This window comes from Acinetobacter halobius, from assembly GCF_044130335.1.
In the GTDB taxonomy this organism is placed as follows: domain Bacteria; phylum Pseudomonadota; class Gammaproteobacteria; order Pseudomonadales; family Moraxellaceae; genus Acinetobacter.
Genome location: NZ_JBIQOD010000018.1, coordinates 34,319 through 51,999, shown reverse-complemented (window position 1 = coordinate 51,999; position 17,681 = coordinate 34,319). Strand labels below are relative to the sequence as shown.

Below are 17,681 nucleotides of genomic sequence, written 5' to 3'. Positions count from 1 at the left end.
GTTTTCTTTTAACTACGGAGGGGATGATCAGATAGACTAACTCTTACATCTTGCATGTTATGATCATATAAAGCTTTTTTAAAATAAGATAAGTACTGAAATGAAGCAGGCCCAATATAAATATTCTTCCAATAACTCTTTAATTCAATATCATAATTCACGAATGTATATGTAAGTAAGTTATTAATATCGAAGATATTTTTAATCCTGGTATCACTAATATCAGTACAATAAATTACTCTACATTCTTCCTCTTCTTTAAATGCCGCATGCTTAAACAAAAAGCTAACCAAAGACAAAAGGCTTCCTATAGGACTATACATTTTAGAACTTTGATTATTAGTTATAACTTTAATATATTCTTTTAACTCGCGTAACAACCTCTTCACGTTCAACTCGTTATTTTCAATTGTTTTGTTATATTTCTTCCACTCCAGCTCAATACTAGAAGCACTCCACCCATCTGCCGTTAACTCTTTATAGAAACTTAATTTAGACCTCTTTGCCAATTCAAGATAATCTGAGTTAGGATCTAGATAACAGCATCTAAAAATTGGTAATTTATTGAATCTAAAAAATTCTTTACATCTTATTTCCTCTAACTCTGAAAACCTAATAAATTCCTGTATTTGAGCAGCTAGAGATGTATTAACTAACCCAAATAAATCAGTAATTAAAACCAAGCTTACACCAGACCCCTCTTTTTGATTAGTTTTTCCATATAATCTAAACTGATTAAGATGATTATGATTAAATGTATAACTAGTTAAAAAATTAAGACTTTCACTATCAATACTTGGGTTTAAATTTAAATATGTATCTAATAACTTCCCTTCTGTTCGATCATTCATAAATTCTGTCGAATTTATTCTTAATCTTGCTTTAGATTTAAAAAGAAGATCATTGGCAACAGCAATAGAAGTATAATGTGCTACTTTTCTCTCATAAGAAAAATCAGGGCTTAACCCTAATAATCTCAAAATTTGTAGAACCCTCAAAACTAATAAACTTTGAAGAATATCACCTTGCTTTATATCAAAATTAAGAAACTCACTAAATGAGTAACTATATTCTTCTTTCAGAATTTCCAAGCCAATTTTGTGTTTACTTTCATCTAAGAAATCTTCTCGATTAAGAAAATGAAAAAAGAAACTAGATAAAAATTTTGCTAAGTTGTTTCTATCTGGAAAAATAAAATTTTTATGCAAAAGCTTTAAAGCTTTCTCCCTATTTTCTTTATATTGAATAATCGAATAATAGGTAGTAACTAAACGCATAAAAAGGAATATTCATTAAAAATGGAATTTTTCCCATAGCTAAATTCTTTTTTATTTTCTATTAACTCTATTTTTTCTTCAGCACTATAATTTTTACTTTCTATTAGATTCAATAATTTTTGTAGTTCACTCTTTATAAAATTATATTTATGTTCTAAAACTTTTGGATCAACCCAGTCTTTTTCAAATTTAGACTCCAGTGAAAGTATTGCCCATTTCTTCAAAGACAGAATATCATCAATAAACTCAGTATTCATATTTAATAAAATTTATACTTATCTCGAGATAAATTATAACAATAAAATCATATGTATATCAAAATATTATCTTCTATCATCAAACTTGAAGACTTGGGACGGATTCAACTTTCAAAGTCATTTTTTATGCGTGACTTCCACCCCCTCATCCCCCGCCTTCTCCCACTGGGAGAAGGAGCTTTCATTGTAAATTTGATAGCACCATATATTTAATAATGAATGTTCCCTCTCCTTTTTAAGGAGAGGGTTAGGGAGAGGTATTTAAAAATTCAAAACTCTGCTTCGTATAGCTAAAACTACCTATCTAATTCCCAAAAAACTACTACACTAAGCGTATTCTATTAATTAAAAAATCCACTACTTTCAAAAAATCAAAGGACAAAAAATGAAAACTATCATACTTACACTTTCCACTCTTGCCTTCCTTAGCACCACCATCTTTGCAGAAACCAAGCCCAATGTTCCAGCTAAAGATGCTAGCCAAATCTTTAAAGCCGCAGGCTTTTCAAAAACAAAACATGGCTGGGAAGGTAGCTGCGACACAGGTGAAATCACCACATACAAAGACCTCAATGCTGACGGTCTAAAAGACGCAGTCATTTCAGACTACAGCACCATGTGCTATGGCAATACAGGTGTTGGTTACCACATCGTTGCTCAGCAAAAAACGGGAACATGGAAACTCATTTTTGAAAACATGGGCATCCCTACTTTTCTAAAAACCAAAGGAAAAGACGGCTGGCCAGATATTGAAAATGGTGGCCCCGGATTTTGTTTTGCAGTTTACCGCTGGAATGGTCAAAAATATGATGTCAACCGTTATGAATATAACGGCAAAGCCTGCACATTAGACTATTAACATGTGAGCATAGTAAATTTCATATCAGTGAATATATAAACTGATTGATTCAACACGCTTTTACAGACAGTGATAACGCCTCAATTACTTGGAGCTTTTTTATAAAAATGACCTCAGCTATACGACTAAAGAGCACTGAATGACTTAAAAATGACATCTGAACTGTGCTAATTTAGATCAAAATTGAACATAAATATGCACAAACAATAAAGAGGGTTTAAAAATGTCTAAACAAATTTTAATGCTCGTCGGTGACTATGCTGAAGACTATGAAACCATGGTGCCTTTTCAGTTTTTAACAGGTCTCGGTTATACCGTACACGCAGTCTGCCCCGATAAAAACGAGGGCGAAAGCATCGCCACAGCTATTCATGACTTCGAAGGCGAGCAAACCTATAGTGAAAAACGCGGTCATAACTTTGCGATCAACTACAACTTTGAAGCGGTACACACTGCGGACTATGTCGGTTTAGTCATTCCCGGTGGTCGTGCGCCCGAATATTTACGTATGAATGAACGTATCCTTGAAATCGTACGTGAGTTTGATACTGCAGAAAAACCAATTGCAGCGGTTTGTCATGGTGCACAAATTCTTGCAGCAGCCGATGTACTCAAAGGCCGTACTTGTTCAGCCTACCCTGCGTGCGCAGCCGAGGTGAAACTAGCAGGCGGGACTTATGCAGACATTGAAGTGAGTGAAGCTGTAACCGATGGGCACTTGATCACAGCACCTGCTTGGCCTGCACACCCTGCTTGGATGGCGCAGTTTATTCAAGCTTTAGGGGCGACTGTGACGATTTAATCGTCCTTTTGCGAAATAAAACTTTTATCAAAAAATAGAATTTTTGATCTTTTAATTTATTGAAAAGTCTCGATTTATCGAGACTTTTTTATATAATAAAAACATCATAATTTTTGAATAATAAAAATGGAATTCATCAATCCTATAGCAGCTCTTATTGCACTCATTATCGCTATTTTCTCAATTCCTAAAACACTTCATGCAATCAATGAACATAAGCGTAAAAAATTCAAAGATGAGTTAGATTTTTATAAAGAATATTTAGACAATTATTATCAAAAAACTGAATCGGAGCTTTCTTTATTACTGAAAGACAAAGCAGCACAAACGCTCACTCGTTCAACAGTCATTAGTGCAAAATTAGCCGATTACTTTATCTTGTTACACGAACAGAAAAAATTGAATTTCCAAGACGTGACAGATGCTTTTCATTTTGGACATAAATATATTCATGTTGATGAAGAACGCTTAGTTTTCTCACCCAAAATTAATCAAATCAAGTTTAGGAAAAACCTTTATTATTTAATCATCCTTGCGTTACTTGCTTATATCTACGTTCTGTACGGAACAAATGCTGGAGAGAGTTTTCATATTGTAGTAAGGAGTTTAGGTACTATTTTTTCTATTATTTTATGTATTCAGTTTTTGGATAAAATTTTAAACTTAGAAGAAAGTGCTAAATTTTTTGAGATAGTGGATAAGGCTCAAGCTCAAGTAAAGTCAACTACTCAAAATGACGTTTTAATTGGAGACAACTAAGCGATTCAATGCGGTGTTTTTTCCAATTGAACACTCATTCTTAATTCTTATATTTTTAGAAACAGCAGTGCTTTAAGTTCACTTAGAAATAAGAAACTTGAAGCACTGCTAGAAAATACAACTACCTCGTCACACCCAACTTATTCCAAATTTCTGGGGTTAAAAAAGTCGTCACCAATTTATTCAGATCTACATAGCGCAGTACACCTTGCAACTGCCCTTTCACTTCAGGATTCTTTAAAATTTCCTCACCTGTAATCTGCCCAAGTTCCTGAAAACTGTCTCCAACCGCTTGTAAGCCTTCAGCTTGAATCACTGCTTTGGTCTGCGCTGAACATTGCTCCACCAAAATGCGCTGTAAAACCTGTGCGAGGTTTTTATCTAGCTGTGTACGCTGTGCATCGGTGACATTGCTATACACCTTCAGATCTGGATGTGCAGCCAGTGCCGCAAACGTCCACTGTAACACGGTGGTTTTATCTGTTGCTGTCGTTGACTTCACCAAACAATTACTCAGCTGGTCGACTGTGGTACTGGCTGTTGCAACTTGGACTGAACCACACAATGCTGCTGCCATAACAGCATGACGAAAAATAGCAGAAGACCGACCACGTAAAATGCTTAAAACAGGCTGTGACATAAACTCAACTCCAATCAACAATTGCATTCTTTGTATCACAAAGCCCGTCAATCAGCCTGTTATGGAACTGTAAAATTACCGCGTAATTGAAGCAAAAAGATAAAGTCGCTTCATTCAAGTGATATCTATATTCAACTCAGCAGATTCAAACGCATCGAGCTGTGGATGAATGGTCGGGCATGCGTTCCAAAACCAATAGAAGTAACCTTTGGGATCAAGCAGAGTATGCATCTGTATCATAGATTGACCGCTTTCGGCCTTCCAACACGCTAAAGCAGCATTACGGTTATTATGTAAATCGACAAATTCAGGGGCGACTTGCTTTGGCATTTCAGGAATATAAAGCGCGTCGCCATATTCCACCCACAAATCAGCCAAGTAAATTTTTCGATCTTTAGGAAAATAGCGTCCTACTGAAATCACCAACGGTAATTGATTGGGGTCGGTCGAAGCAAATACATGCGGAAAATCATGATGTTCCAAGTCTGTGATGACAAAAGGATATAAGGTTTTCTCGGTCAAATTAGCCTGAGATGAATCGTAAGGAAAAAAGTGACCTGCCATCATGCCATAACGATATTCAATTTGAGATAGCATCTGCTCTTTTGCTACAACTGCAATCGCTTGTCCTGCTTTGACTAAAGTCATACCAAATGCAGCGGCCGTTTCAGGCGTGGCTTTGAGTGGCATAAACTCAAAAGTGTTTCCTGTGAACGCAAGCTGAGTTTGTTCCCCCCAATCGGTTTGGATCGTTTCAATCTCTTCAGGCACAGCATATACATGCCCCATACTCATACTGGCATTGGTCGATGATGCAGAAATGAGTTCAATAGCATCTGACAGATCAGCTAAAAACTCAGGAGTCCCACCATTATTGTAAAAATATGGTTGAGCAGAAATATCAACGTCTATTTCTTGCAAAGTCTGATCTAACAAAGGCGCAGTAAAATAGGTGGCTGGGTTTGTGACATGACTCATGATCTAGTTCCTTTAGTTTAGATGCCCACATGAAGTCCTGTCAAAAACAGCCGAAAATATTACTTCATTTGTTTGAGCATATTTTTAGCACCTGTATGGTTATGGTTTTTGGCTAAGTTCTGTAACACGTACTTTGCCTGCCCTTTAGGGTTAGAAAAACGACTGCTATAACTTGGGATGCTGGTTAAACAACGTGCAACTAATATGCCTGATTCGGTATAAACATTTGAGGCATCTGAACCTGGTAAACGCCCATAGTTATATGCGCGTTGTGCATTATTGCAAGCAGTGACTTGGTTGCGACCACTGTTAATATCACGGCGAGCTGCCACATACAGTTTGGTCTGTTGCTGTTGTGGTGTTTCTACAGCTTTGCTGACCTTAGGTTGTTCTTCGACTTTAGTTTCCTTTTTGCTCTCCACTTCTTTTTTCGGCTCTTCTTTTTTCACCTCTGACTTTGTCTGCGGAGCTTTGATCACCGTTTTCTTCGTTACAGTACTAGGTGGGGTATTTCTTGGTGCTTGTCCGTGTTCAGCCAAGACTTTAGTTTGTAGATTCACCACACGAGTATCATTGGAACTTGGTAGCTTACGTTCAGACAAAGCCTCTACGCTAACTTGCCACTGTTCACCATTTTTAAGCTGACAACGAAAAGTACCCGTTCCCTGTTTTAAACTGTTATAAGTGCGAAGTAACTTTTTCGCCCACGGATCTTTCACTAAGCTAAAACTACTTTTTTGTGTCTGAGTAAAACGTCCACCATGGGCTTGACAATACTGACTGAACATGGTTCGTGGATAGAGCACCTCAATGTCTTTTTCATTTTGTACACCCACTTTGTGATACACATATTCTTTGCTACTTTTGTCAGTATCATTAATTTTTCGTTCTACAATGAGTTCTTGTGGTGATGCAATATTTGTAAACGGTTCTTGTGCTATATTTCCCAGACTAGTACAGCCCTGTAACACACTCCCCAAAACCCCAAATACCCATAAAATTTTATAATTCACTACGACTTTACTCTTAAACACCCGCATAAAAACATTAGCGGAAAGATCATAAAATAACAAACTCAAACTACTGTTTTTATTATTTATTTTAGCTTGATGAATACATCAAAATGATGTGTTTTATGATAAATTCAACACCATTTAATCAATTTAGTTTGAACCATACAACACAAGTTATAGACAAAACGATGCTTGAGCACATAAAAAAACCTGCCCTAAAGGCAGGTTTAAAAACAATGGATTTATTCGTCAAGTGTCGACTCAAAAGCTTTCAAACGCTTATAAATCGAAAGTAGCTCAATAATGGTTTTCCATGACATGATGAGATATTGAAATGATTCACGGACTTTATCAAATACATTACCAATTTGATTGATTAAACCAAGAGTCATTTTCCCAGCTGCAATCGCAGGAAATAGCACAACAAGACTATATAAAATGTCCAATTGTTTATACCAAGTTGCCACTAAGTTGAAATAAGCATAGTGAAAATACAAACGGAAATAGTTTTTACGTACCCGACTAAACAGTTCAGTCAATGTCGCGGGTTGAGCACGATCTGCATGATCTTCCCCATAAACCAATTCTTTACGATACGCAGCTTCAACTTTTTGGTTATTAAACTCTAAACCTGGTAGTTTGTTTCCCACCACCATTAACAGAACTGTACCAAAAATAGCCCAAATAATGGCCGCCCACACTAAAGAATGCTTTACTTCACCAACGACAGGTAGCTCTGGTACATGTTTCGATAACTCAAACAAAATTGGAAGAAAAGCCACCAATACCATTACTGCTTTGATCAACTCTACGCCCAAATCTTCCATAATCGTGGCAAAACGCATGGTGTCTTCTTGTACACGTTGTGATGCCCCCTCGATATGACGCAATTTTTCCCAACGCTCTGTGTAATATTCATTCATCGCTGTACGCCACCGGAACACATAGTGACTGGTAAAAAAGGCATTGATAACCGCGAAAGTCACTGCAATCATGGCAATATACAAGAAAGTTAAAGTCCCCATATAGAGTTCTTTGATATTCCCTCCTTTACCCAGCATGCCTTGAATCGTATCCCAAAAAGGACCGTACCAAGCATTGATTGCAACACTCACTTGTACACCAAACCAAATGTTAAACAGAATAAATGCAGAACCCCAGATCGACCATCTTTGCCACTTATTGTCTGAAAAAAAACGCCAGAACGAGGCAAAGAGTGCTGTTGCTATAAAAAACCATAGGTAAAACCAAAGAAAGGAAGACGACCAAAAACGGCTTACACCAATAGGCAGTTCAGCTGTTGCATATCCTTGTGGCCATCCTATAGCACTTCCCCATGTGTTGCCTCCCGTATACCACAGTACGACATTGATCACAGACCACAGTAATACTGAAAGGAAGAACCATTTAGGGTTTGGGAAAAATGACTTAAACATGAACGATGTATATCCCTTTTATTTTTAAGGTATGCAATCCCTGCATACTAATCCTTATTTCTTAATTTAGTACAATCGCATTACAGCAAGTTTGTACACTTTACTTATCCTGATTTGGTTATACGTTATTTTATTTAGATACAAATCTACAAGCCCTCATCTAGATATTTTTATAACCCCGAAGTCAAAACCTATTTAAATCAAATAATATCAATAATTTAAACACAAATATCTGAGCATTCTTTGCACTTAGATGTTTTTTTGTCTGCTGTAGGTTTCTTTGGCCCTAAAGTGAAAGCTATTCTTTAGATTTAAAATTTGTATGCATATAAAAATGCGCCAAGCTTATCTTTCGATTACTTTTTGATTTTATGGATAAAAGATCATTTTTACACACATAAAAATTACTTCATGTTAGTATCGAGACATTAAAAAAAAATTGTTGGGTCTGTTCCATGGAAACACTAGTACTTGAACTGATAAAACCACTAACACTGACAAAAGAAGACTTTCCGCCCATTAACTTTGAAGAAGGCACCATTTTAAAAGTCATCATGAAAACCCCAACGGGTTACCTTGTGACAGCGGATTCACGTTTTAATTTTACGGTTTCTTATGATGATGAAAATCAGATCTGGCAGAAGCTCTAGTTTAAGCCTCTTCTCTTAGAAAAATAAAATTTACTCAAGCAGATAAAAATAAACATTCATCTTTTTTATAGATTTAAAAACTGATTGTTTTTATTAAAATTTGGGTTCTTCATACCCTATCAGCACATGAATAGCGTGCTGATAGTTTTCTACACTTATTGATTTTATGATTATTTTTTCCACCAAATCCAAATTTGCACAGCGATCATAATAATAATTGCAATACCGACAAAATAAGGATGTGGTACTTTCCAAAGCATAAGTCCAGCAGCAAGACTCATACTCAACAAAGAAAGTATTTTCGCTTTTGTCGGTAAGGTTTTATGTTCTTTCCATTGTTGTAAAATAGGACCAATAACCCGATTCTGTACAATCCAACGATGTAAACGCGCCGAACCTTTAGCGGCAAAAATAGTGGCTAAAAAATAAAAATCAAAAGTAGGTAAACCAGGAATAATGATTCCTAATGTGCCTATAGCCAAACAGACCCAAGCAAGCCCAATACACACCCAACGTACCCAAATTGATTTTGCAAGATTTGAATCTGAGTCATCCTTAGGTTTGGATATTGAACTTAACTCGGTATTTTGCATGTCTGCCTCTTACTTCAATTGTTCTAAGTCTGCTAACAATTGACCAAAGCGAGAAAAGCCTTGCATCGCGCCCTCAATGACCTGATCTTGCTGCTCTTGACTGAAGTTGGCATCATCCATAGCCTGCTTAAAACGTTTCCAGACCACAGCGCGCCCCTCTGGATAAGCAGCTAAATTACGCGCAGCAAAGTCAGCGCTAAAACCAAACTGGCTCTGCGCTGCTTTAAATAAAAATGCTGCACCTAAAGTCGAACCTTCAGACACATAGATCCAGCCCAAAGCTTGAGGAAAGCTGACATGATCTGTTGCAATGCTACTGGATTGAGGTGCTAACCCTAGATCTTTTAAGTCCAACAGCGCAGCATCTGAACGACCACGAATATCTAAATCAGGAATAATTTGAACTACATCTGGATGTGCATATAAGTGTTCAACATCTTTCTGGAAATAATACTGAGATAAAGTAAAGCGCGCATAGTTACTTTGGTTTTCAAAGACTTTTGCTTGTGCCATTAACTGTTCCATTCGATCATGTTCTGTCGAAGTTTCCGTTTTTAGACGCTGTGACAGACTTGTTTCTAGCTGCTGGTTCATACTGGTGGTCACGTTTAAATCCTATGGTTCCTGTTTGTACTGATTTCCACGTTTGTTCTTTTCAGAATTTCCCAACAACTCGAATCACGCTTTCGGATCTCTTGAGATTGATGATTTTTCTAAACTGTAAAACTGGACTTATACATATAGACGAACAAAAAGTTCAAAATACGCAAAAATAATTTAACTTTCTTCTCTGTACTGAAAAATCGTCTTTTTTACTTTACGCACTATTGCATTTGGACACATCATAAATGATAATCAATATCATTTAAACCCTTGGGGAAGTATTATGTCTCCTTCCACCTCTTCCAAAGCACAGCAACAGTTAATTGGTGAACTTTATCTTCAGCACCATGACTGGTTAATTCAATGGCTCAGATATCGCATTCGGCATCCCTTTAATGCTGCCGATATTGTGCAAGATACTTTTGTGCGTTTAATCCAAGCCAAACATAAGTTGGCTTCGATCCAAGAACCCAAAGCCTATCTCATCAATATTGCAAAACACGTTTTGATTGATCAGCATCGTAGAAATGTAATTGAAACCAATTACTTAAAAAATCTCTACGATGAAGCTCAATTAGGACAAGAGCTAATTCAAGACAACACTATTGAAGACACCATACAAATTCTGGATTTTCTATCGGTTGCCTTAGGTAAAACCACCGCTAAAGTGCGCCAGTCCTTTATTCTTTATTATATTGAAGGCTATAGCCAAACTGAGATTGCTGAATTAACAGGAAAATCACTACGTAGCATACAAGGCTATTTAGCCGATGGACTCAGTCTCTGTTATGAGCTACGCCATAAAATGCATGCAGAATGCGAAGAATGAAAGACGCTCGGCATATTCGTAAAGAAATTGCCCTTTGGGTGATTCGACTCAACTGTGACAACCCAACTGAGCGTGCACAAGTTCAGCAAGAGTTTCAGGCTTGGCAAAGAAATCATCCGCAATATCTGCCCTATTTTGAAGAATTCCGAGACTTTGATCTTGAAATGCAGAACCTATCACGCCAGCAAAACCTACATGGTGAAACTGTCGAACAAACCTTTCAAGCCATTGAGCATGAACAGCAAAAAGTTATCTCATTGTTTAATCAGGCTGTTTTCTCACTGATGGCCATCAGTTGTCTTGGTTATTTGAGTTTTACTTATATTCCCTTTTCTTATTATTTTGCAGACTATAAAACTGCAACCAGTGAAGTGAAGAATATTGTACTCGATGATGGCTCAATGCTGAGCCTCGCGCCTAAATCAGCGATAAAAGTGGATTACACCACTGGGCAAAGAAGAATCGAATTGATCCAAGGTGATATCTATGTTGATGTCGCTAAGAACCCTGCTCGCCCTTTTATCGTCCATACAAAACAAGCTGACTATCAAGCACTTGGTACACGTTTTATTGTCAACCAATATACCGATACAAGTGCACTGAATATGTTGCATTCACGTGTTCAAGCCCGTGCTAATCTGACTGCTCAGGCTAAGCCTTTAATTGTTTCAGAAGGTCAACGAATACAAGTTGACGCTCATGGCCTTGGAAAAATTGAAGTCTTTGATACACAAATGTTCAAAACTTCATGGCAAATGCAACAAATTCAGGCCAATGAACTGGCTTTACCTGACCTTCTCAATCGCTTAAATGCTTACCATAGTGGCTACATGATTTTTAATGAAAAAGAACTCAGCCAAATTAAAGTGACGGGGATTATTAACCCTCAACAAGACTTGCTTGGAACACTGCAATTGATCCAGTTACAGTACCCTCAGCTTGAGTTTTTTCAAATCGGAAACTATGTGACCTACGTCAAAATGAAAGCCTCTTAATTTAAAATTTGTACTCAAACTTTAAACTTAAACTTTGCTTATCATTGCTATATAACCAGTCTACATTGCTTTTATTTTGGTTATAGTTGTAGGTTAAATTGGGGGTCAGACCATATAGTGTGAATTTGGGCATTTGCAGTACCGCTGTATAATTCTGTTCAAAATCATGACGTCGGGTATCAAAGCCAAAACCATTGACATATTGATCGTACTGTCTCCAACGTAAAGAGCTAAACACAGTCAAGTTAACGCCTTCTGTAATTGGTTTACTCAACCCAAAGCGAACACCTTGTTGTTCATAAGCTGCAAAATACTGTTCCTCGGTATTGTGATCGACATAGTCTAATCCTGAAAACAACGTCCACTGCTGTGGTAGAACTTTCCAAAAGGTCACAAATATCGACTTTTCAATGCCACTCTGTTTTTCATATAAGATATGATCGACATCTTCAATTTCTGCTTCCAGTTTTAAGGCCTTATCCTGTCCGATAAAACGCATCCATTCTGCCCGCATACCATAAGCATTTGACAAAGTATCATTGGCATAGCGCCGATGTTCAAACACTGGTGCAACTAAAATTTGATTACGTGGGTTTTGAAAACTATAGCCTGCATTAAAATTGAGGGTAGCTTCATTATAGTCACTTTGCTTTTGATAACTTTTTCCATAACCCAACGCCTTGAATGCAAATCCATGCTGTCCTACAAGTGACCAGCGTTTACTGATGACTGTTTCATAGTCGAATGCACTTGCATCAATCGGATCTGGAGTACCTTGCTTTAAGTCACGAATAATATATTCACCATTTGCATCTACCCCGACAATGGTGGGTACCAGTGTATAACGCTCGGAAGAATTATTAATATTGGTTGCATGACGTATCCCCAAAGCTACATTGCCTTGCCATGTATCACGTTGATCTAAAGTTTTTAAATATGCGTCGATGCTGTGATTAATATTGTGACTGATTTGATCATTCGCCCCCGCTAAATGCTGTTTCACTTGTTCAAACAACTGTTTGGCTTCTTTATTTTTTTGTTGTTCTGTCCATAATCTTGCCAATTCCAAACGAATCATCATATTTTCAGGCTGCAATTCTAAGGCCTGCTGAAATAGGTGCTCAGCTTGTTGCGCCCGACCTTGTACTCTTGCCAGTGAGGCTTGCGCAAAATAAGCCAAAGACAGGTCATGATCTTTAAAATTTAAATAGCGATTTAAGTAAATCTGAGCAGCCTGCCACTGTTTTTGCATGACTGCAATGTATAAAGCACGTCCAACCTCCTCCACATTTGGCTGAACTTGGACGGCCTCCCCATCAATCACCATCGTCGGTAATGGATGAGAATCTATGTTTTGTTGCTGTTTAAACTGTTGTTCTATTTGTAATTGCTGTTGTTGTAATTCTTGGTTTAAACGCAACTGAGTGTCGTCATCTGCTGCATATATATGTTGTTGACTTAAAAAGAATATGCCAATTAACCATTTTTTTTTCATTACTCACACTCAAAAGATAAAACATAGAAATATGAAAGACCTACCGAAGTAAGTCTTTCACGCCTTTCACTTAGGGAGTATATGAAGTCTGAACACCACCGAAGGCCGTATCTAAATTACGGTCATCAAACTGGGCAATACCCGCTAAAGAACCAGTATTTGTCGCTTGGTTACCAAAGAAGTGACCCGATGCATCACCTGCGATTGAACCATTTGCAGTGGCAGTTCCATAGAAGCTTGCTGAGCTTGCATCAATATCAGCATTCACTTGTAGGCTGCTTACCGTTCCTGTACCTGTTAATTGGCCCGTCAAAGTTGCATTATTGAAGTTTGCTGTAAAGGTATTGGCACCTGTGGCAGTCAAGTTGTTTCCATTGTTAATGCCACTCACGCTATAGGTTGCAGTACCTGCATTCGGTACTGATGCGCCAGTATTGTTGCCAATATAGAAAACTGTACGGGTTGCTGCATCAGCAGCACCTGTATAGTTTCCAGCACTGTCTTTCACCTCTTTGGCCCATTCGCCAAACCAAACATCATTGCTTGCAGCGGGGCTTACATTCTTGAACTTCCAAACACCGAGACCTGTATGTGGAAATGGAATACTGGCCAAATCAATCCCTGCAGCCAACCCATAGATGCCTGTTGCAGGATCATAAGTACCGCCATAATTTGGATTATTAATAAAGCTAACCAGATGATCTTCAAATGATGCTTTTAAGTTCAATAACTGACCTTGGACACCCCCTGCTGCTGTGCCAGAAAGGTTATACGCTGAGCCCAATAACAAATTGGTCGTGTCCGATTGACCATAAACCAAGGCTGCTTGTGCAGAACCCATTACGCCCAATGAAGCAATCATTGCCAGTGTAAGTTGCTTAAATTTCATTTGTTCATTTCCTTTTATTTAGAATTTAAGATCATCAATAATTAAATGATAATCTTAATGATTATTATTTACATATTTGGATTGTATTTATGCTTGATTCAATTCTCTAGATGTAAAGCATAAAAAAGATCGGGCTATGTAAATTGTCAATTAAACTGTACGAATACAGTTTTGTTATTTTCCATACATTCACATGTGAATACATGGACTTGCTACTGAAGGTTCAGCCGATATAGAGTGCCCAACCTTCGGTATTGCTTTGAATATTTCAAAACATTTAGCTTTAGAATATTCATATATTAATCAAGCTAATAACCTTCTATTTCAAGTTAAAACTTATAGCTCAGTGCCAATTTAAAGGCACGACCTGGAGCCGCAACCGCAGAACGGGTTAAAGGATCCAAGTAGTATTGATTGGTTAAGTTGGTACCAATTAGATCCAGACCTAAATGCTCACTGTGTTGGTAGTGTGCATAGGCATCGACGGTTAGCGTATCATCCCATTGCAAAGGTGCGTTAAACCAAGCCACCAATTCAGTTCCAATATAAGGATGGTCATAGCCTTCAAAATAATTCAGACGTGTGCCTAGCTCTAATTTGTTATCCAATAACCGTGTGCCGAGGGTTAGGTTCGCTTGGTATTCTGGTAAGGCCATATTGACCAAATAACCTGTTGGGAAACCATAATTGATACAGGTTTTTGCTACACCCGACATAGTCATGGCGTCTAGACTGGCAAGCAGACCTGAACTTTCATCGCAGACTTCATTTTTTGAGTTATAAACCAAGGATAAATCGGTAAAGTATTTACCATTGTCAAAACGCCCTGAAAACTCATAGCCTTCGACTGTCTGTTTATCAATATTGCTAAATTTCAGTTGGTTATTACGTTCAATTACATCTTCTGTTTTATTATGAAAATATGCCAGTTTGATGTCTGCATGCCCTTTTTGTAAGTTAAACAAATCCTTCATGTTATATACATAAGCCAGTTCAAAATTGTGGGCATGCTCGGGTTTTAGATCATAACCTGACTGTGATGCCGAAAACCCTAAAGTCGTTTCAAACATGCTCGGCATGCGATAGGCTTCAGTATAGTTAATATAAAAACGGTTGTTCGGATTCAATGTAATGGCCGCTGAAACAGCAGGTGCCCAATTTTTATGGTCTTTTTTCTTTTTCACCACAGTTGAGTTAGTCTCTGTGACTTCAGAAGAACTGACATCAGGCTGACCATTGGTATTGAGCGCCAAGTCTTTTTGACTTAAATCGACTGTTCCATTTAAGAATGGATTGTTCTCTGCATGAAACTTGCCATCTGCGTCGGCATACCAGTAATGTACCCCTTTAAATTGATAGGCTTTTCCAATGGCACGTTTGGCGCGGTTGCGTAGCGCAAGATTAACGCCCCCCCAATCATAAGCAAAAGCTCCATTTTGATCCATTTCATCAAACATTTCTTGGGTATAGACATCGACGTTTTCCGTATAAGACAGTTTCTGCCCAATGGTCCGTGTGGTTTCCGATAAACCCGCAATGCTGTCTTTATTGCCATTTAAAAAGTCATCAAAAGAACTATACGAAACCGAGCGGGCGCCTGCCGTTAAGTTCAGCCATGACGTCGCCTGCCAATCAAAATTAAACCAATATTGATTTTCTGAACGATGCCCTGCTCGTGGCAACATACGAAAAGCAGAGGTGCCCTGACTATCGTTGATATATTCATCTTTGGTGGTCAGTTTTTCACGCGTTAAATCCGCTCCAACAGTTAAACTTAAGGCATCCATAAAGTTAAGCTTGTTGCTGAGACTCACGCCCTTATGAGTGGTTTTGGCATCGGTAAATGCGGTGTCAAGAATGGTAAAACCATCACCTGGACTTCTATCTCGAACACCATCTCCATCACGGTCAACATTGGCTTCCCAAACATAGTCTCGTTTTGAAATCCAGTTCACGAAACCACCTGCTGAATAGGTTTGTGATTCTGTATCGGTCTGAAATAAGTTTGCACTGAAATCAAGCCAACGGCTATTTTCAGGGTTAAATCTATATTTTAAACTATAAGCTTTCGTACTTACTTCGCTGACAGGCCACTGTGGAACATTGTCCTGCGTCTGCCACATAATTCGCGAAGGCATAATTTCGCCATAAATGGTGTTGGTATCTCGATAGGTCAGTTGTAGCGCATGATCATCGTTTGGTCGCCAGTTCCCCTTTAACAGCCAAGATTCCATACGATTAGAAGTATTGGTGACTTCATTGCCCGGTTGCCAGACCGTTGCCATATAAGGTACCAGCCCTGTATTGTAATCAATGTTGCTACGGTCGCCCTGCTTAAAAAAGTCACTATTATGCTTTCCTGCAAAGTAGTTGCCACGGTCTCGATAGGCATAAGCTGCAAGCAAATCAAATTGATCTTGTTTGGTCGCCACCGCAATACGCAGTGCCTGATCTTCTAAATGTGTGAGTTTATTGTCACTGCTGGTTTTTGGAGTCACTTGACCCAATGGGTCTTCACCATTATAGCTACCGAGCTTATCCCAACCTTTAGATTCTGCGACATCCCGATAATCTTGCCCATGATAAGAATGCATTTTTTGGGCTTTGGTGGTATTCGTCGCGCCTTCTACTTTAATTTCAGCACCATAGCGCTGTCCTTCACGTACAACATCATCCGCTTCTAAAGTCTTAACCGATACCCCACCCGCAATGCCTGTTTTCACATCACGATCTAAAACTGAACCTTTCACTACTTGAATCGAGCTGAGCAAATTCGGATCAATATAACTTCGACTATTGGCACCGTTGTAGCCACGCCAGACCGTCATCGACTGTTCTGTTCCATCAATCGTGACGGGTACACGTCCCTGCCCTTGCATACCACGGATATTCGGATCTAAAGCCCCACTATTACGAGCATCGCCACTATACACATTCGACATTCCTTTCAGTAAATCTGAAGGCGTCGTCCCTTTAAAACGCTCAATCGCTTCTTTGCCTGCATAGACGGTCGAAATATTTTTATCATAGACATCATCATAGCCTTGCTCATCTCGTTCTTTTTCGCCACTAAAACTGAGGGCTTCGAGCTGTACATGAACAGAGTTTGGGTTTTCCACGTCGAGAGCCTGTGTACTTTGCGACTCAGGCAATGCTTGTGCAATGACCTTATTTTGTGCTGTATCTGACTTTGATGTAGTCGGAGCTTCTTTTAACAAATAACCTGTCGCATTTTTTTGCAAACTAAAAGGCGTATCTTTTAATAAATGCTGGAAAGCTTCATCGGCTGTGTATTTTCCGTTTAAAGCAGGTGCTTGGAACAGATTGGTCTTTTTCGGGTCGAGTAACAAAGTCACATTGGCTTTCTGCGCAACCAAATTCAACGCACTGGTCAAATTACCCTGTGGAATGTGGTAATTCATTTCAGCAACTTGTGGTGCCGCTGAAACAGACTGCATAGCCAATGTCGATGAAATGGCTAGTGATATACAGAGACTTAAATATGTCACCTGCTGTTTAAATTGTTTTGATGAATGCCCCATGCCCCGACCCAAAATAAGTAAATGATAATCATTAACAAAGCAAGCGTATATAAATCCCTTGTTT

General features: G+C 38.4%; 17 protein-coding genes. 6 read left to right on the top strand and 11 right to left on the bottom strand.

The genetic code is table 11. The features are described 5' to 3' along the window. Positions 1-8: 8 nt before the first annotated feature. Both ACE01U_RS14045 and ACE01U_RS14040 read right to left on the bottom strand, forming a co-directional pair. Positions 9-1,277 (bottom strand): hypothetical protein, encoded by a 1,269-nt coding sequence (locus ACE01U_RS14045; RefSeq protein WP_395579774.1) that lies wholly within the window; start codon positions 1,275-1,277, stop codon positions 9-11. Beyond that, positions 1,268-1,534 carry a hypothetical protein gene (locus ACE01U_RS14040; RefSeq protein WP_395579773.1) on the bottom strand — a complete coding sequence of 89 codons (267 nt, stop codon included), beginning with the start codon at positions 1,532-1,534 and terminating at the stop codon, positions 1,268-1,270. Before ACE01U_RS14040 ends, ACE01U_RS14045 begins: the two co-directional genes overlap by 10 nt. Before the next feature lie 385 nt (positions 1,535-1,919). Here ACE01U_RS14040 and ACE01U_RS14035 point away from each other — a divergent pair, with 385 nt between their 5' ends. From ACE01U_RS14035 to ACE01U_RS14025, 3 genes are all read left to right on the top strand, one after another. After that, the gene (locus ACE01U_RS14035; RefSeq protein WP_110974960.1) at positions 1,920-2,393 is read left to right on the top strand and encodes a hypothetical protein; all 474 of its coding nucleotides are present in this window, start codon (positions 1,920-1,922) and stop codon (positions 2,391-2,393) included. 223 nt (positions 2,394-2,616) lie between these two features. Next, positions 2,617-3,195, top strand: a complete 579-nt coding sequence (locus ACE01U_RS14030) for a DJ-1/PfpI family protein (RefSeq protein WP_395579772.1) — start codon at positions 2,617-2,619, stop codon at positions 3,193-3,195. Positions 3,196-3,321: 126 nt separating this feature from the next. After that, the gene (locus tag ACE01U_RS14025) at positions 3,322-3,954 is read left to right on the top strand and encodes a hypothetical protein (RefSeq protein ID WP_110974962.1); all 633 of its coding nucleotides are present in this window, start codon (positions 3,322-3,324) and stop codon (positions 3,952-3,954) included. Positions 3,955-4,075: 121 nt separating this feature from the next. On the opposite strand, the gene ACE01U_RS14020 is transcribed toward ACE01U_RS14025, so the two are convergent. The 4 genes from ACE01U_RS14020 to sbmA form a co-directional block, all read right to left on the bottom strand. Then, entirely contained in the window at positions 4,076-4,594 is a 519-nt protein-coding gene (locus tag ACE01U_RS14020) for a hypothetical protein (RefSeq protein ID WP_119064257.1), read from the bottom strand. Between the two features lie 114 nt (positions 4,595-4,708). Then, the gene (locus tag ACE01U_RS14015) at positions 4,709-5,572 is read right to left on the bottom strand and encodes a hypothetical protein (protein WP_395579771.1); all 864 of its coding nucleotides are present in this window, start codon (positions 5,570-5,572) and stop codon (positions 4,709-4,711) included. 59 nt (positions 5,573-5,631) lie between these two features. Beyond that, positions 5,632-6,687 (bottom strand): hypothetical protein, encoded by a 1,056-nt coding sequence (locus ACE01U_RS14010; RefSeq protein ID WP_395579783.1) that lies wholly within the window; start codon positions 6,685-6,687, stop codon positions 5,632-5,634. Between the two features lie 140 nt (positions 6,688-6,827). Next, positions 6,828-8,021, bottom strand: coding sequence for a peptide antibiotic transporter SbmA (sbmA, locus tag ACE01U_RS14005; RefSeq protein WP_395579770.1), 1,194 nt, complete (start codon positions 8,019-8,021; stop codon positions 6,828-6,830). A gap of 455 nt (positions 8,022-8,476) precedes the next feature. On the opposite strand from sbmA, the gene ACE01U_RS14000 reads away from it, so the two are divergent. Next, positions 8,477-8,671: a hypothetical protein gene (locus tag ACE01U_RS14000; protein WP_086208620.1), complete on the top strand. Its 195-nt coding sequence runs from the start codon at positions 8,477-8,479 to the stop codon at positions 8,669-8,671. Positions 8,672-8,841: 170 nt separating this feature from the next. On the opposite strand, the gene ACE01U_RS13995 is transcribed toward ACE01U_RS14000, so the two are convergent. Both ACE01U_RS13995 and ACE01U_RS13990 read right to left on the bottom strand, forming a co-directional pair. Beyond that, entirely contained in the window at positions 8,842-9,264 is a 423-nt protein-coding gene (locus ACE01U_RS13995) for a YbaN family protein (RefSeq protein ID WP_119064250.1), read from the bottom strand. A 9-nt stretch (positions 9,265-9,273) separates the two neighbouring features. Beyond that, positions 9,274-9,870 carry a biliverdin-producing heme oxygenase gene (locus ACE01U_RS13990; protein WP_395579769.1) on the bottom strand — a complete coding sequence of 199 codons (597 nt, stop codon included), beginning with the start codon at positions 9,868-9,870 and terminating at the stop codon, positions 9,274-9,276. Positions 9,871-10,150: 280 nt separating this feature from the next. On the opposite strand from ACE01U_RS13990, the gene ACE01U_RS13985 reads away from it, so the two are divergent. After that, a complete protein-coding gene (locus ACE01U_RS13985; protein ID WP_086208621.1) occupies positions 10,151-10,696 on the top strand; it encodes an RNA polymerase sigma factor in 546 nt (181 codons plus the stop codon). Then, complete coding sequence (locus ACE01U_RS13980; protein WP_395579768.1) at positions 10,693-11,691, top strand: FecR family protein; 999 nt, start codon at positions 10,693-10,695, stop codon at positions 11,689-11,691. The genes ACE01U_RS13985 and ACE01U_RS13980 overlap by 4 nt, the downstream gene beginning before the upstream one ends. Position 11,692: 1 nt before the next feature. Here ACE01U_RS13980 and ACE01U_RS13975 read toward each other — a convergent pair whose 3' ends face one another. The 3 genes from ACE01U_RS13975 to ACE01U_RS13965 all read right to left on the bottom strand — a co-directional run bounded on the left by ACE01U_RS13975 (position 11,693) and on the right by ACE01U_RS13965 (position 17,617). After that, positions 11,693-13,186: a surface lipoprotein assembly modifier gene (locus ACE01U_RS13975; RefSeq protein ID WP_395579767.1), complete on the bottom strand. Its 1,494-nt coding sequence runs from the start codon at positions 13,184-13,186 to the stop codon at positions 11,693-11,695. 70 nt (positions 13,187-13,256) lie between these two features. Beyond that, the gene (locus ACE01U_RS13970) at positions 13,257-14,075 is read right to left on the bottom strand and encodes a Slam-dependent surface lipoprotein (protein ID WP_086208624.1); all 819 of its coding nucleotides are present in this window, start codon (positions 14,073-14,075) and stop codon (positions 13,257-13,259) included. 329 nt (positions 14,076-14,404) lie between these two features. Further along, positions 14,405-17,617, bottom strand: coding sequence for a TonB-dependent receptor domain-containing protein (locus ACE01U_RS13965; RefSeq protein WP_395579766.1), 3,213 nt, complete (start codon positions 17,615-17,617; stop codon positions 14,405-14,407). Between the last annotated feature and the right edge of the window lie 64 nt (positions 17,618-17,681).